The organism is Spirosoma sp., from assembly GCF_048594605.1.
Classification (GTDB): domain Bacteria; phylum Bacteroidota; class Bacteroidia; order Cytophagales; family Spirosomataceae; genus Spirosoma.
On record NZ_JBMDWV010000084.1, the window covers coordinates 1 to 17,195 of the forward strand.

Below are 17,195 nucleotides of genomic sequence, written 5' to 3' on the forward strand. Positions count from 1 at the left end.
AAGAGCCCCGGCGCTTTTCTAAAGGTAGCCGTCGGGCAGTACGCGTTTACCGGAATTTCGGTGTGATTGGTATTGCCTGTCTTACTCCGCTCCTCTTTACGCCAATTGGGGGCACCCTGATTGCTACGTCATTCAAAATACATCCGGCTAAAATTATCTTCTGGATGGTTGTATTCGCCGTTTTCTGGGGACTAATCATAACCCTCGCGATTTATAATATCCCTGGTCTTCAGAAGATTCTGTGAACGTTTCCTGAGTGAGCGGGCAAAACTATAAGAAACCTTCCTCCCTGAAATAAATATGTTACGTATCTGTACTTTTTACATCGTATGTGCATTTAGTTATCGTCAGGTTATTGCTCAGGATTCCAATTATTGGTCGTCGAATTATAGCCCGGGTGGATTTATGACACCAGGTGCCAGCATTGCCGACACAAAAGATAGTGGCGTATTTTTTTATAATCCGGCCCTATTAACTGTACGGCCCGAAACAGCTTTAGAATTCTCGGATAGTTTATATCAGTTTGAATTGAACCGGGTTATTGACGCGCTGGGTAAGGGTAAAGATTTGAAATCCATCTCGGCTGGGGTTTCGCCCCAAATGCACGCTGGTAGTTTTGAACTGAAAAATAACAAACGTCTGGTGCTGGCCTACGCGCTGATCCATACGCACATAGTAAATGATCGGGTTAATCAGATGGCTACGTATCCTACACCACAGACCTGAATACGCATCACGCGTAGGTTGGGGCTAATATCCGCCGACCTAAATTCAGTTTTCGGCCTGGGCTGCTGCTGTCTTATGGCACAACGAACAGATTTAGACCCGAAGTTAATTTCGATACGCCCAATGAATCCAATTTGCTATTAGGTAACCCTGTCGAGGCAAAAGCGAATCATTTTGTTGTAGGGCTGTTGCTTTCCTGTATTCATAATCTGTAAAAAAATGACACTACGTATATAGTCGAACGTTAAAAAAAAGCTGTTTGGCGGGCGTCGTTCAGGCAGGAGCCTGAGTGGTTAGCCACCAAGTGAATGCCAAACGGAATAATAAAGCTCTAACTGTCACACCTGTATCCTCTTTTTAACATGAAAGTATCCTTGAAAAGCTGGGTAAAAGTACTGCTCATGGCAGCGGCTATACCACTCCTGTTAGCAGGAGGCATTTACTACGTTCTAGTGAATAATTTAAAAGACGTACTGGAATACGCTGTTGAAAAGCAAACCAATGGCGGCTATTCATTTCATAGTAAGGATATTAACCTTTCATTTGTCAATAAAGAAATTATAATAGATAATTCTGTTTTGAGTCGGCGAGATACAGTAAACACGCCTGTTTATTACGACGTGAAAATCCCGAAAGCTTATTTATCGATCGAAAGCTGGAGTGACCTGCTGTTTAGTAAACGCCTTTCAGTGGATAGTTTTTCGATTGTAAAACCTGAAATCGTCATTCACGATTATAAAGTGCACCCTCCGAGCCAGAATCATACAAGCTTTCATACGTCGATGATTCTGGAGAATCTGCAAAAGACGCTGGATCATTTGCACGCTAAATCGTTTGCTATTCATGAGGCTTCATTCTCGCTTTTCAAACGGAACAGTCCTGAACCTTTAGTCATCAAAGATCTGAGTCTGACGGTACGTAACTTCCTTAAAATTGATAATAACGACAGCCACTTATTAGGGTCTGATAATCTGGAGCTGGCGCTGGGGCGTCAGCGTTGGGTGCTGTCAGATGGGAGGAACGTACTAAGTTTTAAAGGATTGCGCTTTGCCAGTAGTCGGCAATTGTTCGAAATTGATTCGGTTCACTTTCATAAACCCGCTACGGCGTCGCAGGGAGAAATGAGCCTGCAGGCTGATAGATTTTATTTTAATTCGAGACATCTGCCTGCTCTTTACCAAAAAGGGGAATTACTACTCGATACGCTCATTTGCGTAAGGCCGGTGCTTACGCTGCCACTTGCGGCCAGAAAAACGCAGGCAAAAGATACAACTCTGCATTCGAACATCAAGACGCTGTTCAAGAATATTAAAGTGCGGTACACCGAAATAAAGGATGGAGAAATTTTGCTATCAGGGCAAGCGAACAATGCACTTAAGGCAGGGACAAAGAAGGCCAATATGAATGTTTATAACCTTACTATTCATCCACAAAGCGAGAAACTTCTTACAACCGATAGCATTAAACTAAACCTGAATAATATTGCTTTTTATTCGAAGGATAGTCTTTTCAGGATCAGTGTTGATCAATTTACGCTGATAAATAATGACGTCCTTTTCAAAAATGTTCTTTATGGCCCGGCTTCGCGTAAAATGGCCGGTAAAGGTATGACGTTTACGGCCCCGGCTCTGCGGTTAAAGAATATCAGCCTTGATGATTTGATACGTAAACGTTTGGTCGCTAAAGACGCGGAGTTAGTTGAGCCTAAGATTACTTTAATCGCAACCCGGAAAGCATCGTCGAAACCGCAGATAACAGCCAATCAGGATACGATAACGCGTAAAAAAACGGATATTTATCAGACGCTACACAGTTTCGGAGACTTATTGCAGGTCAATCGATTTCATATTATCAACGGAAGCGGTCAGTATAAACTGGCAGGCAATACCCAACCTGTCAGTGCGGAGTTGAAACAGTTAAACGCGATAATTCTGGTCAGGGATCTTCTGGCAAGTGATTCGCTGATTAAGATTAAGCGTGCCATTGCCGACTTAAGGATTCGTGAGATGAATGTTGCGGCTAATGGATTAAAAGTTCGGCTGTCTAATTATAAAATGGATGGACAGCACCGCCATAACTGGGTGGATAAGCTGCAAATTGATCTGGCTACTGGAACGTCATTAACGGCTAACAAAATTTATTGGGAGGCTTTTAGCTGGGACGTACTGCAACAAACCAAAATTATACAGATTGATCAGGTCCGGGTCAATGAACTCATCGTTGATGCCAGGATAAAATCGAAAACACCACCGGATGGCCCAGCTACGACGACAAGTAAAACGGACCCCAGAAGACTTCCCAGATTGCGAATTGGCAAGTTATTAGCGGGGCGCCTTGATCTGAAAGCGGCTTTGCCGAAAGGCAGGCTGGCCGGTTTTCAGGGGCAGGGTATTCAGGTGAATAAGCTTACGACGGATTCCAAATACTTTCGTTGGGCGCAATTTCTGGGCAATCTTAACAAAATGTACTTTAATCAATCTGAAGATAAGCAGATTGCCGTAGAGCAAGTGGCGCTGCACAGTCATGAGCATACCGTCCTGACGAACGTACGTTACGTTGATCATCAGTCAGGCAAAGCGATGGACGTAACAGTGCCCAAAATGCAAATTAAAGGGCCATTTCCATCAACTGATTTTTCAAACATTAACCTAACTTCTGTCCAAATTGACCGGCCCGAGCTAACCATGATTACAGCGGGTAAACAGAAAGTCGCTGTACCTGCGAGTTCCAGCAAAGCATTCAACATTCCGCTGAATCTTACTCTTCATAATTTTATTGTCAATCAGGCGCACCTGAATATGATTACGAAAAAAGGATTGGATTCGACACAGGTGCAAACGGTGGTTGATGTGGAGGCTAAATCGTTACATGCTAAAAAGCATGAAGACGCTACGTTTGCTTCGCTACGGGTTAGCCCAGCTAATGTGAAACTGGCTGTACCCAAACTAAAATCGACAGTTCAGGCAATTAACGTTCAGCTAACGAACGGGAAACTCGTCGCTACGAAAGAAGGCAAACCTTCGCTGACAACACATTTGCTGGCTAACGTAACGCTTCACGACCTGCATCCGTCGCTTAAGGCGAAAAAACACGCTATATCACCCGAACTGAGGATGAAAGCGATTCGTGGCGATATCGACATGCCAGATTTTCGCTGGACCGCTGGTCAGAAAGTGGCCTGGCCAACGTTTGTCAAGCACGCAAATCTGGCGATTACTGACTTGTTCTTTGAAAACGCTGCTACGTCTGTTCGGATAGCGAAAGTAAGTTGGGAGCACAAAAATGAACGTCTGCAACTGGATAAACTGCGGCTTACGCCGACGGTTACAAAAAAAGCTTTTATGACTCCTCCTCATTTACAGTCGGATTACATTACGATACAAGGCGATCAAATTCAGCTGAACGGCGTCAAAGCGGAGCGTTGGTACAAAGATTCGACGTTGGTCGTGAATCATATCGTTGTAAAGAATATGATCACCGATGTATCGCGTGATAAGCGATTGCCTGACCCGGCCGTATTACCAAACAAGCCGATGCCAACTCGCTTGATTTCGGCTATTAAAGTGCCTTTTCATATCGATTCAATTAGTGTCGTCAATAGCCAGGTTAATTATCACGAAACTTCGAAAATGACGGAGCGGGTGGCCACCATTCCTCTGAAAGAAATAAATGGTACGTTAAAAACAATTACCAATCGACCAGCAAAATCAACGGATAGTTTGAAACTTCTGGCGAGTACAAAACTGCTGGGTTTACAGATCAGGCGGTTGCACTACCGGGAGTCTTACAGCGATTCGCTTTCGGGCTTTCACATGCTGCTGAAAACGTCGGATTTGCACATGCCTGAACTTACTTCGATTACGAATCCGATGGCATCTGCTGATTTAGATGGTGGGTATCTTGAACCAATTTCGGCCCGGATTGCTGGAAACAGGTATGCATCGGTAGGGCATCTGCGATTCCATTATAAAGACCTGAAACTGCGCTTGCTTGGCCATAAAGATACAACCCGGCGTTCCTGGCTGATTAAATTCGAAAACTTTGCTGCGAATAAAATACTGCGTAAGAAAAACAAAGAAGATGCCCGGATTTTCTACGACCGCGATCAGCGAAAGTTTATTTTCGGTTACTGGATCAAATCGGTTGTGAGTGGGGTGCTGGTTAGTGTAGGTGTGAAGGCCAATAAGAAATACCATGCCAACTACCTTAAACTGAGCAAACAACACACGCTACCCGCAGAAGAAGACATTCAGTAAGCGTAATGCACAAAGTGGCAATCTGGCATCTGGTTCGCAAAAAGGGAAACGATTAACGTAGCAAAATCGGCGTTAGTGGTTTTAAGTGAACTGATACGCCCACCAGATAAGAACGCCCTGCAACGGTAATCGCGCCCAGCGAAGCCAGGCCGGAAATTTTCGGAAGCGGTTTGACGTAGCCATATATACGTTGGCTGGAAACACAGCAATCAGTAACGCAATTAGCCCCCATGCCGACAGCGAACGAGTTGCTGGAAATACTAAGCCAATTCCCAGCACAACTTCGGCAATTCCGCTCAGTTTTACCATGAATGGATGAGCCGGAATGTAGGGAGGCATAATAGCCAGATACATTTTGGGATTAAGGAAATGATTAAGACCGGCTGCGACGTAAATGACGGCCTGTAGATAAAGACTAAGATGATTCATAGCGTTCGGGTTTACTGTTACGGTAAACCCGAGATCACTACGTAATGATTTAGTTTATTCCACAATATGCCCAACAAAACCTGCGCCGTTATCGATGATACGTCCCCCTCGTCTGAAGCCCACTCCACACGCTTCGCCCGCGTAGAAAACGCCTGCCTGATACGTATAACCCGCTGAATCTTGCGGAAACTCGACGTATTCCTGATAGATTTTAGGATACGCACCGTAATCACCGCTTACTGCCTGACGTTCGGAGCCGTCGTTGTTAAGGATGCGAACATTAGCGCCCTCTCGTCCGAACAGCACTTTCTCGACGCAAGCCTTACCGGGTAAAGGTTTATTATCTGTTTCGAGCAGTAAAGGATGATTCGGGTAAAGTTCCCAGAGGATTTTAAGGATGTATTTTGATTGAAAAAGAAGTGTATAAGCCGGATTCAGAACAATCGCCAGACGTTTCTGGATAATCTCGGTGAGGATACGTAGCAGCTCTGGTTCATCTTCCGCAATAGATTCCCAGGGTATTAACTTGAACCAGAAGTCCAGTTTCTCAAACTGGCCATTCTTCGGGTTTTGCCAGAATATGCCCTCTTCGGCCGAAAATTCAACATTATCCACAAAATCAAACTCAATTTCGAAACCGGCTTCGCGGGCTGCTTCACCAAGCAGCATTACGTTGGTATCATCTTCCGGGAAATCGCGCATAGCCGATAAAAGTAAAGTCGGCTGCAGATCGGGATTGAGCGCCAGAAGTTCTTCAAACTGACCTGTCAATGTTTCAAAGACCGCGTTGAATTGATGACTCTCCTCAAGTCCATTTGCTTTGAGATGCGCGTATTGGACAACGGTTGTTTCGGGGAGGCAGGTAGCCGTATCGGCGTTGAACTCAATAAGCTTAATCGGCTGGTTGTCAATGCCACCGGCCAGATCGAAGCGACCGTAGAGATGAATGTTTCGGTCGTCTTCCCACGATAGTTTAATAAGCTCAACCAAGTTGGATGGTATGCCTAGCTCCTCAAATCGGTTCTCATCAATAACGTGCTGCCCGGCTGCTACAAACATCTCAAATAATTCATTCGCAGCTTCGTAATAAGCGTCTACTTCGTCAGATTGCAACGTAACAACCTCATTGGTCAGATAAGGAAGAGTGTCCTGTCCGAGCATCCAGTCCCAGCCCATATTTCGGAGTTGGTTATTCGGTGGAGTAGCAAGAGTTCTGAGAGAAATCATATTTTTGAGGTTTGGCAGTAAGGATTACTAATTATTAAAAACTATTAACCAATCGGACTATAACTACGTATCAACTGGTAAATCTCGCTTACTCGCATGATGAAAAACTATATGTTTTTGGCAATTGTGTTACTGTTTATGATGACTGGTCAGGTTAAGGGACAATCGGTTTCTGCCAAGTCGGCGGTGCCCGTTATTTTCGATACCGATATGGGGCCTGACTACGATGATGTAGGGGCGATTACTCTTCTGCACGCTTTCGCTGACGAAGGGCAGGCCAACATACTGGCCACCATTGCCTGCACGAACTATCCGAAAGTAACGCAGGTACTAAGTGTGCTGAATACGTATTTCAATCGGCCAAACATACCCATTGGCGTTCCGAAGGGAAAGGCCGTTGGTGATAAAGATTTTCAGCATTGGTCGGATACCATTACGGCTCGCTATCCGCACCAAATCCGCTCCAACAGTGAGGTGCCCGATGCCGTTACGTTGTACCGGCAAATTCTGGCCAAACAACCTGATCGCAGCGTAACGATTATCACGGTCGGATTTCTAACAAATCTGGCAAATCTGCTCAATTCCAGGCCCGATCAATATTCTAAACTGTCGGGAAAAGCGCTGGTGGCTCAAAAGGTGAAAAACGTAGTGAGTATGGCCGGGAAATTTCCAAAAGGTCGCGAATACAACGTATTCAGAGACACCCTTTCCTCGCAAATTGTGTTCTCTAACTGGCCGACGACTATTGTTTGCAGCGGATTTGAAATTGGCGAAAAGATTCACTCAGGGCTCCCTCTGACGCAAAACGCCAGCATCAAAAATAGTCCGGTGAAAGACGTGTTCACTATTTCACTGCCCAAAGCAAAAGAAGATGCCAAAGGCCGGATGAGCTGGGACCAAACGGCGGTACTGGTTGGGGTGAAGGGGGCCGAATCGTATTACACCGTGAAGCCGGGGCGGCTAACGATGAATGAAGATGGCTCCAATGGCTGGGATGCTTCCGGTAAAGGACATTATTATTTAGTGGAGAAAATGCCTGCATCGGAAGTTGAAACATTGATTAATGAGTTAATGCAGCATCAGCCCGTGAAACGGTAAAAACACTGGAAAGTGGTTGGCTATTAACTAGCCCGCGCACCACTTTCTGACTCATTGAACTAATATGACGGACCTAATAAAAGAAGCTGTTCGGAAAGCAGCAATGTTTTGCGCTTATCAGGAACGCACGCAACAGGAAGTTCGGGAGCGTTTGAAAGAATGGGACGTAGTGGGCGACGACGCTGAAGAAGTTATCAGCGAATTGATTCAGCAGAACTACCTGAACGAAGAGCGATTTGCGAAAACATTTGCCGGTGGAAAATTTCGTGTAAAAAGTTGGGGAAAACGTAAAATTAAACAGCACTTGCAGCAGCGCGGTATTTCGGGCTATAACCTGGATCAGGCCCTGAAAGAAATCGCTCAGGACGATTACCGGCAGGTACTTACTACGTTATTGGATAAAAAGCGGCAGAGTATTCGCGACGATAACCCGCTTGTTGTTAAGCAGAAACTGGTACGTTACGCCCTTAGCAAAGGGTACGAATCAGATCTGATTTTTTCGGTATTAGGCGAGGAGTAGTACGTTCTACGAGTCAGGCAGAATATCCGTAAATTCGGCTTTTGGGCCTTCTTACGTATCATATTGTTTTCGCCAGACAATTCTCGGTTCTTTGCGGTATGAAGCCGCGAAAAGTTTCTATTATCCTTATCAATTATAATTCTCATCAGTTTAGCCACGACTGTGTTACGTCGATCCGGGAAAAAACCAGAGGGGTTGACTATGAAATTATCATTGTCGACAATAATTCTTCACCTGCTGATTATGAAGCGCTGAAACCTTTAGCTGAAATAAGCAGCGTTCAGGTTATTCGAAGTCGAATTAATCTTGGCTTTTCGGGGGGCAACATGCTTGGTATTCAGTTGGCGGATGCCAACACCGACTACTATTATTTTCTCAATAATGACTGTGTTTTGCGGACGGACGTATGCACCCAACTAGCTACGTTCATGGACGCTACGTCCGATGCTGGCTTATGCGGAGCACAGATGTTTGCAGCCGATGGTTCACGCCAGATTACGTTTGGTTATTTGCCTACGCTAGGCAGTAAACTGTTGGGGCATGGGTTTGTACGAATGATTAACCCAGGCTTGTACCCGAACGTCCGGAAGATTTATACAGAACCCGTGCAAGTGCCTTTCGTGATGGGTAGTACGTTATTCGTACGTGCGTCGACCTTTCACGCGGTTGGTGGTTTCGACGTAGCGCATTTTTTGTACGTCGAGGAAGAAGATCTGGCGAAGCGACTGATAATGAAGGGCTTTACTGCGTATCTGGTACCTCAGGCCGAATATATTCATTTCACAGGACAGAGCACCATCCGAAACTACGACATAGAGAAAGAGTATTACATTTCACTCTTTCATTATTTCCGAAAATACCATTCTTTGCCAGAACGGGTTTTGTTCCGGGGCTACTATTTTATTAAGAATCTTAGAAAATTTGCCCGAAACCCGATTTATGCAAAGCTGGCGTGGTTTATCGGCCGGGGTAGCCCAATGCGGGAAAGCTTACGCTATCGTCAGGTGATTCGTTAGCTGCTACTAAAAGCAATCAGGAGTGTAGCCTGAATTCATTAACGACGTAATCCAAAGTATTCGTAGAAGTAATCTGCGGGCTTCAGGTTTAGCCAATGCTGCCGGTGTTTAACCAGGTCGTCGTACGTTAAGGCTTTAATCTGAGTTGGTGTAAAATCCAGTACGGATTCCGATTTATGACGAGTAACGATACCCAGGCCCTGATCACAATCAAGCACAAACACGGTTAAGTCAGGGCGTTGGCTGCGAAGATGAATAATCGTTCGCCAAACATCGCCGTTCCATTCACCTGCTTCCCAATCCTCAAATCGACCCGCTGCACCTGCCGTTTGTGGATTGCAGTCGTGCATAATTATAACGCCATCGTTGTCCAGGTAGCTGAGCGTATTTTCAACATCACGGAGAGCAAAGTGGTACTCATGCATTCCATCCACTAAAGCCAGCTGCAACTTTTTTTCTGCGAAGACGTTCGGAGCATCCTGAGCAAAAAAATCGTCGCTGGTTTTTTCGAAATACTGATTGTTGAGATTGTACGGATTTAAAATAGCTTTCCCGAAACGTCGACCTGCGTCAAAAATGAACTTTGGATCAACAGCGACTTTGAAAGGACTTTTAATACGAAAGAAAATATGACCGTTTTCAACGCCAATTTCGAGATAATTTTTGAGGCCCTTCTGGTTCATCAGGGCTTGTATAACGTCTAGTCGGTTCATTTGGCAGAGTTCAGTAGGTTGTCAAAAATAGGGAAGGAGTGCGAATTAATACGTCTGGTCACTACTATTTATGAGAAAACGTATGAATAAAGCCAGAATCGGCCTTATAAACCGACTAAAACAACATGGGGGGTGTTAGTAGTTTATATCGAGCGTATTGGTGACTATTTTTAATTTTTGAATTACTATCACTCAATCCTCAATCTGCCTACCATGAACACATTTACTTATTGCCGGAATTTTCTTGTTATTACGTCGGTAGTAATTATTTCGTCCTGCGCCCGAAATCCCGTTACAGGTAAACGCGAGATAAGCCTGATGTCAACCGAGCAGGAAATCGCCCTAGGGAAAGAATCGCACCCATCTATCGTCTCAACGATGGGCTTGTATGAAAATAAAACTCTTGAGGCTTTCATTAACGAGAAAGGCAAAGCGATGGCCAGGATTTCGCATCGGCCCGACCTTCCTTATCAATTCTACATTGTTGACTCGCCGGTGGTGAATGCCTTTGCTGTGCCGGGCGGCTACATCTATTTTACGAGGGGCATTATGGCTCACTTTAACAACGAAGCCGAATTTGCCGGAGTATTAGGTCACGAGATTGGTCACGTCACTGCCCGTCATTCGGTCAAGCAACAAACCAAACAGCTATTTGGCACGCTGGGGACCATTGCAACGGCCATTTTTGTGCCACAAATGGCGGAGGTTGCTCAGCAGGGCATTGGCGTATTGCTACTTAAATACAGCCGGGATCATGAATCGGAGTCCGATAAGATTGGCGTTGAGTATTCCAGTAAAATTGGGTATGATGCCCACCAGATGGCCAACTTTTTCGGTACGATAAAGCGCATTCAGGACAATTCGGGTCAAGCGGTGCCCAACTTGTTATCGACTCACCCTGACCCTGGCAATCGGTTCAGCAAAGTGCATGAAATGGCTAAAGAGTATCAGACCAAGAACCCAGGTAATTACCAGGTTGACCGGGATGCTTATCTAAAAATGATTGATGGTATTGTTTATGGCGAAGACCCTAAACAGGGTTTTGTCGAAAATAACGCGTTTTACCACCCCGAGCTAAAGTTTCAGTTTCCGGTGCCTAACGGCTGGCAGCATCAGAATTCACCAGCGCAGTTTCAGATGGGGCCTAAAGATGGCAAGATGGCGATGATTCTTATGCTGGCAAAAGGAAATTCCTTAGACGAAGCGGCCCAGAATTTGGTGAAGGAATTAAGCCTGAACGTACTGGAGAATAGCAAAACGACCATTAACGGCAACCCTGCTTACGTACTTATTTCTCGTCAGCAGCAGCAACAACAGGGACAACCCCAACAACAGCAAGATCCCAAATCGACGCTTCAGATCGGGACGTGGCTGATTCAGTATAACAATGCCATTTATGCGTTACATGGGTTGTCCAGTGCCGCTGACTTTAATAATGCCTTCGGTACGTTTAAGCAGATAGCCGGAAATTTTCGCTCACTCACCGATCCTGATAAAATCAACCGTAAACCAGAGCGCGTATTCATAAAAGCGGCTCCGCGAGACGGCTCATTCCGCGAAGTTGTAACCGCTTTGGGAATGCCAGCCAGTCGGGTAGAAGAATTAGGGGTATTAAATAGTCTCAAAGCCGATGATCGGGTAACGCGGGGTACGTCGCTTAAGATCATTAGTCAGTAAGTCCAAATTCGCACATACAGAAAGGCCCCGTAGAGCATGTTGCTCTACGGGGCCATTCTGTTGAAGAAAACAACGGCTAAAAGTCAGCGTCGAACGTAATGCCTTTCGGTTCTTCAACCACGGCAACGGGCGCTGGATTTTCTGCGTCCTGCGGATTTAGCGCGCCCGCTTTCATTTTGCGGAACTTGTCCATCACTTCACCACGCTGGTACTCGCCCACGCGTTTCTCGAAGAAGTTGGTCTTACCCTGTAGCGAAATCAATTCCATGAAGTCGAAGGGGTTTGCTACGTTATAAAGTTTCTTCAAACCAAGCGTAACAAGCAGGTGATCGGCCACAAACGCAATGTATTGCTTCATCAGCTCAGCGTTCATCCCAATCAGCGACACGGGCAGTGCATCGGCCACGAACTCCTGCTCAATTTCTACGGCGTTACGTATGATATCGTAAATCTGCGATTCGGGCAACTTATTGACGATGTGGTCGGTGTAGAGCATACAGGCAAAATCGCGGTGCAGTCCTTCATCACGGGAGATCAGTTCGTTCGAAAACGTCAGTCCCGGCATCATTCCCCGTTTTTTGAGCCAGTAAATCGAGCAGAACGACCCAGAAAAGAAAATTCCTTCCACAACGGCAAAGGCAATAAGGCGCTCGGCAAACGTACCGTTATCGATCCAGCGCAAAGCCCATTCAGCTTTTTTCTGTACACATGGAATCGTATCGATGGCGTTTAACAACCGATCTTTTTCAACAGGATCTTTAATATACGTATCAATCAGCAGTGAATAGGTTTCGGAGTGGATATTCTCCATCATGACCTGAAAGCCGTAGAAACATTTCGCTTCAGCGTACTGTACTTCCGACAGAAAATTAACAGCCAGGTTCTCGTTCACGATTCCGTCCGATGCGGCAAAGAACGCCAGTACGTGTGAGATGAAGTGGCGTTCACCATCGTTAAGACTGTTCCAGTCTTTCATATCCTGACCGAGGTCAATTTCTTCAGCCGTCCAGAATGACGCTTCGTGGGTTTTATAGAACTCCCAAATGTCCCAGTGTTTGATTGGAAACAGCACAAATCGGCCTTTATCTTCCTGTAAGATTGGCTCGATCACATCATTTTGTACCATATTAACGAGGATGCGTTTTTATGTGAAGAAGCCCGATTTATCAATAGGTAAATCGGGTAGAAGTCGTATGAACTCAGGTTAACAAAGTTACGATTTCAGGCCGCTTACACAAGATAATAAAAGGCGAACAGCGGTATTAGACAAATAAACTGATGTTGTAATTGGCGTATAGTCAGATTGTTACGTTGAGAATAGTTTTGGAAGTTCTTGGAATAGTGCTGTCATGATCTGAAACGTGCCAGCCGGTATTCCAAAAAATCCTTTCTGGGCTGGTACGTCCTCGCAACTCGAATAGGTTTTTGTTCGAAGTCGCCAAAAAAGCGTTGATAAAAGTCTTTACTCGTTTCTCCTTTCAGACGTTTCGAGATGAGCAGTTTGTAATCCGTATCAATACAAATCAATCCCTTCTCATAAGCGCGGTCGTAAAGATTTGACAGACACAGCCCATTTTCCGGGTTAAGTCGTTCTTGTTCATTTTCTGCCCAGGGAACGATATGGCCAGCTACTAACAATTCAGATATATTGATGCCTGAAATAGCACAGCGACTTTCGTAAGTTTTCAGAATCATCTGCCGAAAAACACTCTGATTGACACGGGTTTTTACCAGTCGTTCTTTCACTTCCCCTTTCAAATCTTTTAGGTCAAATACAAGTTCGGGGTACACATCTTCAATTGTTGTATGTTGATAACCAGCGAGAATGCGTTCACTTTCAAAAATCAATTCTTCCTGATTATTAATAAATTCGTCCCAAACTGGCTTTACTTGATTATACCCTCCGCTCATTCCTTTCACACCCCGCTGTTGGTGATACGGATCAACACTAGCGAAATTGGTAAGCCGCATGGCGACTGAATCGGGAGTACGTCGGCCTAAAATTGCAGCTAGTTTCCTAACCCCATCGTTGCCTTTATGCATTTTGCCGAATGGCAATTTGAGATATAAGTTAAATGCTAAAATCAATTCTTCGCGGGTCCAGTTTGGAGATTTTGCCATGTACGAAAATAACGGTTTTGTATTTGCGCAGCACAAGTTCAGCTTGATATAGGAACTACGTTAAATGTTCATTGCTGATGCTAATGAGAAGTAATGGATTGCATCTCTAAATAGAACTACCGTAGCTCATTTTACGTTGTTTTTAAGAATAAGCTCATCCCAACGTGACGACGGAAGAAAGAAGCACGCTTACCGATATTGACCTGACGGGTTACGACCAGATTGAAGTTCTTGGCGCCCGCGAACATAACCTCAAAAACATCGACGTAACGATTCCACGTAACAAACTCGTGGTCGTGACGGGTATCAGTGGTAGCGGCAAATCGTCGCTGGCGTTCGATACGATTTATGCCGAAGGCCAACGGCGATACATGGAAAGTTTTTCGGCCTACGCCCGCTCGTTCATTGGCGATATGGAACGTCCTGATGTGGACAAAATCAACGGGCTGAGTCCGGTGATTTCCATCGAACAGAAAACAACGTCCAAGAATCCCCGCTCAACGGTTGGTACAACAACGGAGATTTACGACTTTCTGCGCTTGTTCTACGCGCGGGCTGGCGAAGCGTTCTCCTACGTAACGGGCCGGAAGATGGAACGCCAGTCGCAGGATCAGATTATTGATACGATTCTGGAGCAATACGCTGGTCAGAAGCTGACGTTGCTGGCACCAATTATTAAAGGACGGAAAGGGCATTATCGTGAACTGTTTGTTCAGATTGCCAAGACGGGTTACACAAAAGTCCGGGTCGATGGTGTTGTGCAGGACATTGCGCCCAAAATGCAACTGGATCGCTACAAAATTCACGACATCGAAATTGTCATTGACCGACTTGTTCCTAAAGCCGAAGATCGGTATCGGCTGAGCCAGTCGGTGCAAACGGCGCTACGTCAGGGCAAAGGTGCAATGCAGATGCTCGACGGAACCGGTACGTTGGTGTATTTCTCGCAGAACCTGATGGACCCGGAGTCGGGCATTAGTTACGATGAACCGTCGCCCAATACGTTCTCTTTCAACTCACCTTACGGTGCCTGCCCAGTTTGTAATGGGCTGGGCGTAGTAGAAGAAATTACGGAAGAATCGGTTATTCCAGATAAATCGCTGAGTATTAGCCGGGGAGCGATTGCGCCGTTGGGAGAATACCGGGAATTGTGGATTTTCAAGGAAATCGAAGCAATTCTGAAGAAATACAAACTCAACCTGACAACGCCCGTCAATAAGTTCCCGGAAGACCTGCTGCATGCGCTTATGCACGGCACAGAGGACGAAGCAACGGTGCCATCGAAGAAATATCCCGGAGAGGACTACTACAGCTTCAAGTTTGAGGGCATCGTCAACTTTCTGAAACGGCAGCAGGAAAACAGTACGGATAAGATTCAGGAGTGGCTGAAAGATTTCATGGTTATAAAAACCTGTCCCGAATGCAACGGTGCCCGGCTGAAAAAGGAATCGCTCTATTTTAAAATCGACCAGAAGAATATTTCGGAACTGGCCCGTATGGACATTTCGGAACTGACTAGCTGGTTCGATGGGTTAGAAGCCCGCCTGAGCGATCGGCAGAACATTATTGCAAAGGAAATTCTGAAAGAAATTCGCAAACGTATCGGTTTCCTGCTCGACATTGGCCTCGACTACCTCACGCTCGACCGTGCGCTACGTACCTTGTCTGGTGGTGAAGCGCAACGGATTCGTCTGGCCACGCAAATCGGTACGCAGTTAGTTGGTGTTCTCTACATCATGGACGAGCCGAGTATTGGTTTGCACCAGCGCGACAATGTCAAGCTGATTGATTCACTGAAAAATCTTCGTGATCTGGGCAATACGGTTCTGGTGGTTGAGCACGACAAAGACATGATGCTCGAATCGGACTTTATTCTCGACATTGGTCCCGGTGCGGGTCGGCATGGCGGTCAGGTCGTGGGCATTGGTACACCGGAAGAATTTTTGCAAAACGGCAGCACGACGGCCGATTATCTGAGCGGACGACGTAGCATTGCAGTGCCCACTCAACGCCGAAAAGGGAATGGTAAGTTTCTGATCATCAAGAATGCGACGGGCCATAACCTGAAGAACGTAACGCTAAAACTCCCGCTGGGCAGAATGGTTACCATTACGGGCGTATCGGGCAGTGGCAAATCGTCGCTGATTCACGAAACGCTGTTTCCGATTCTGAATCGCCATTTTTATAAGTCGAAGCGCGAGCCGCTACCGTTCAAATTAGTGGAAGGGCTGGAGCATCTGGACAAAGTAATCGAAGTTGACCAGTCACCCATCGGACGGACGCCCCGCTCGAATCCTGCTACGTATACGGGTATGTTTTCGGAAATCCGGACGCTGTTTGCGGAACTGCCTGAAGCCAAAATTCGTGGTTATAAACCCGGCCGGTTCTCGTTTAACGTAAAAGGCGGTCGTTGCGAAGATTGCGAAGGCGCGGGTATGAAAAAGATCGAAATGGAGTTTCTGCCCGATGTTCATGTGATGTGCGAAACCTGTAAGGGCAAACGCTTCAACCGTGAAACGCTGGAAGTTCGTTTCAAAGGTAAATCCATCGCCGACGTACTGGACATGACCGTTGAACAGGGCCTGGAATTTTTCGCCAGTCAACCCAAAATACTTCGTAAAGTGCAGACACTGAGTGATGTAGGGTTAGGCTATATTACGTTGGGCCAACACGCCACTACGTTATCAGGAGGAGAAGCGCAGCGCGTAAAACTGGCGGAGGAATTATCCAAGAAAGACACCGGCAAAACCCTGTACATTCTGGATGAACCAACCACGGGTCTTCATTTTCAGGATATTGCGCACCTGCTCGACGTATTGAACAAACTCGCTGATAAGGGCAATACGGTTCTGATTATCGAGCACAACCTGGACGTAATAAAAGTATCTGACCACCTCATTGACCTTGGCCCCGAAGGCGGTAACAAGGGCGGAAATATTATAGCTGAAGGCACTCCTGAAAAAGTGGCTGACGTGAAAGGCAGTTATACGGGTAAGTTTTTGAAAATGGAATTGGAAGGGTAGTGAGCAACGGCGTAATTTGCCGGTTATGTTATTGAAATCTGAGTTAAAGCGTATCGCCAGCGCGCGATTAGATGATGCGGAAGCTTTGTTTTTAGCTGGCCGATTTGATGGTGCTGCTTACTTATGTGGGTATGTTATTGAAATTACGCTTAAATTAAGGATTTGTAGAACCATGCAGTGGGATGGATTTCCCGAATCGAGAAAAGAGTTTGAAGGACTATTGAGCTTTAAAACTCATGATCTGGATACATTACTTCATGTGTCTGGTATCGAAAATAAAGTAAAGCAGTTTTATTTTCTTGAGTGGTCAACAGTGAAAGTATGGAGTCCCGAATCACGATATAGCCGAGTAGGCTTTATGAACAAGACACAATTACTAGCTAGAAAGA

The 17,195-nt window shown here is 45.7% G+C and carries 13 protein-coding genes and 1 pseudogene; 9 read left to right on the plus strand and 5 right to left on the minus strand.

The window, feature by feature from the left end:
• The 3 genes and pseudogenes from ACOJS8_RS04810 to ACOJS8_RS04820 all read left to right on the plus strand — a co-directional run.
• A pseudogene (locus tag ACOJS8_RS04810) lies at nucleotides 1-245 on the plus strand (hypothetical protein); the annotation flags it as partial.
• Between the two features lie 55 nt (nucleotides 246-300).
• Nucleotides 301-726, plus strand: a complete 426-nt coding sequence (locus ACOJS8_RS04815) for a hypothetical protein (RefSeq protein WP_420147396.1) — start codon at nucleotides 301-303, stop codon at nucleotides 724-726.
• Between the two features lie 362 nt (nucleotides 727-1,088).
• Nucleotides 1,089-4,982, plus strand: coding sequence for a hypothetical protein (locus ACOJS8_RS04820; RefSeq protein WP_420147397.1), 3,894 nt, complete (start codon nucleotides 1,089-1,091; stop codon nucleotides 4,980-4,982).
• An 81-nt stretch (nucleotides 4,983-5,063) separates the two neighbouring features.
• On the opposite strand, the gene ACOJS8_RS04825 is transcribed toward ACOJS8_RS04820, so the two are convergent.
• Nucleotides 5,064-5,411 carry a DoxX family protein gene (locus tag ACOJS8_RS04825; protein WP_420147398.1) on the minus strand — a complete coding sequence of 116 codons (348 nt, stop codon included), beginning with the start codon at nucleotides 5,409-5,411 and terminating at the stop codon, nucleotides 5,064-5,066.
• A 54-nt stretch (nucleotides 5,412-5,465) separates the two neighbouring features.
• Nucleotides 5,466-6,638: a glutathionylspermidine synthase family protein gene (locus ACOJS8_RS04830; protein ID WP_420147399.1), complete on the minus strand. Its 1,173-nt coding sequence runs from the start codon at nucleotides 6,636-6,638 to the stop codon at nucleotides 5,466-5,468.
• A gap of 96 nt (nucleotides 6,639-6,734) precedes the next feature.
• Here ACOJS8_RS04830 and ACOJS8_RS04835 point away from each other — a divergent pair, with 96 nt between their 5' ends.
• From ACOJS8_RS04835 to ACOJS8_RS04845, 3 genes are all read left to right on the plus strand, one after another.
• Nucleotides 6,735-7,736, plus strand: coding sequence for a nucleoside hydrolase (locus ACOJS8_RS04835; protein ID WP_420147400.1), 1,002 nt, complete (start codon nucleotides 6,735-6,737; stop codon nucleotides 7,734-7,736).
• A gap of 64 nt (nucleotides 7,737-7,800) precedes the next feature.
• Nucleotides 7,801-8,256, plus strand: a complete 456-nt coding sequence (locus ACOJS8_RS04840; RefSeq protein ID WP_420147401.1) for a regulatory protein RecX — start codon at nucleotides 7,801-7,803, stop codon at nucleotides 8,254-8,256.
• A 98-nt stretch (nucleotides 8,257-8,354) separates the two neighbouring features.
• A complete protein-coding gene (locus ACOJS8_RS04845) occupies nucleotides 8,355-9,272 on the plus strand; it encodes a glycosyltransferase (protein WP_420147402.1) in 918 nt (305 codons plus the stop codon).
• Nucleotides 9,273-9,310: 38 nt separating this feature from the next.
• Here the strand turns inward: ACOJS8_RS04845 and ACOJS8_RS04850 are convergent, their stop codons facing one another.
• Complete coding sequence (locus tag ACOJS8_RS04850; RefSeq protein ID WP_420147403.1) at nucleotides 9,311-9,985, minus strand: class I SAM-dependent methyltransferase; 675 nt, start codon at nucleotides 9,983-9,985, stop codon at nucleotides 9,311-9,313.
• Between the two features lie 213 nt (nucleotides 9,986-10,198).
• Here ACOJS8_RS04850 and ACOJS8_RS04855 point away from each other — a divergent pair, with 213 nt between their 5' ends.
• The gene (locus ACOJS8_RS04855) at nucleotides 10,199-11,662 is read left to right on the plus strand and encodes a M48 family metalloprotease (RefSeq protein WP_420147404.1); all 1,464 of its coding nucleotides are present in this window, start codon (nucleotides 10,199-10,201) and stop codon (nucleotides 11,660-11,662) included.
• Between the two features lie 76 nt (nucleotides 11,663-11,738).
• Here the strand turns inward: ACOJS8_RS04855 and ACOJS8_RS04860 are convergent, their stop codons facing one another.
• The gene (locus tag ACOJS8_RS04860; protein WP_420147405.1) at nucleotides 11,739-12,788 is read right to left on the minus strand and encodes a ribonucleotide-diphosphate reductase subunit beta; all 1,050 of its coding nucleotides are present in this window, start codon (nucleotides 12,786-12,788) and stop codon (nucleotides 11,739-11,741) included.
• 221 nt (nucleotides 12,789-13,009) lie between these two features.
• Nucleotides 13,010-13,783, minus strand: a complete 774-nt coding sequence (locus ACOJS8_RS04865; protein ID WP_420147406.1) for an HNH endonuclease — start codon at nucleotides 13,781-13,783, stop codon at nucleotides 13,010-13,012.
• Between the two features lie 164 nt (nucleotides 13,784-13,947).
• On the opposite strand from ACOJS8_RS04865, the gene uvrA reads away from it, so the two are divergent.
• Together uvrA and ACOJS8_RS04875 are read left to right on the plus strand one after the other, a co-directional pair.
• The gene (gene uvrA / locus ACOJS8_RS04870) at nucleotides 13,948-16,806 is read left to right on the plus strand and encodes an excinuclease ABC subunit UvrA (RefSeq protein WP_420147407.1); all 2,859 of its coding nucleotides are present in this window, start codon (nucleotides 13,948-13,950) and stop codon (nucleotides 16,804-16,806) included.
• Nucleotides 16,807-16,831: 25 nt separating this feature from the next.
• Nucleotides 16,832-17,195: hypothetical protein (locus ACOJS8_RS04875; RefSeq protein ID WP_420147408.1), on the plus strand; the 364-nt coding region annotated here is incomplete at its 3' end.

Bases quoted from the DNA above. Each gene is read 5' to 3' on its own strand.
- ACOJS8_RS04815 (WP_420147396.1), top strand. From the start codon at position 301: ATGTTACGTATCTGTACTTTTTACATCGTATGTGCATTTAGTTATCGT.
- ACOJS8_RS04820 (WP_420147397.1), top strand. From the start codon at position 1,089: ATGAAAGTATCCTTGAAAAGCTGGGTAAAAGTACTGCTCATGGCAGCG.
- ACOJS8_RS04825 (WP_420147398.1), bottom strand. From the start codon at position 5,411: ATGAATCATCTTAGTCTTTATCTACAGGCCGTCATTTACGTCGCAGCC.
- ACOJS8_RS04830 (WP_420147399.1), bottom strand. From the start codon at position 6,638: ATGATTTCTCTCAGAACTCTTGCTACTCCACCGAATAACCAACTCCGA.
- ACOJS8_RS04835 (WP_420147400.1), top strand. From the start codon at position 6,735: ATGATGAAAAACTATATGTTTTTGGCAATTGTGTTACTGTTTATGATG.
- ACOJS8_RS04840 (WP_420147401.1), top strand. From the start codon at position 7,801: ATGACGGACCTAATAAAAGAAGCTGTTCGGAAAGCAGCAATGTTTTGC.
- ACOJS8_RS04845 (WP_420147402.1), top strand. From the start codon at position 8,355: ATGAAGCCGCGAAAAGTTTCTATTATCCTTATCAATTATAATTCTCAT.
- ACOJS8_RS04850 (WP_420147403.1), bottom strand. From the start codon at position 9,985: ATGAACCGACTAGACGTTATACAAGCCCTGATGAACCAGAAGGGCCTC.
- ACOJS8_RS04855 (WP_420147404.1), top strand. From the start codon at position 10,199: ATGAACACATTTACTTATTGCCGGAATTTTCTTGTTATTACGTCGGTA.
- ACOJS8_RS04860 (WP_420147405.1), bottom strand. From the start codon at position 12,788: ATGGTACAAAATGATGTGATCGAGCCAATCTTACAGGAAGATAAAGGC.
- ACOJS8_RS04865 (WP_420147406.1), bottom strand. From the start codon at position 13,783: ATGGCAAAATCTCCAAACTGGACCCGCGAAGAATTGATTTTAGCATTT.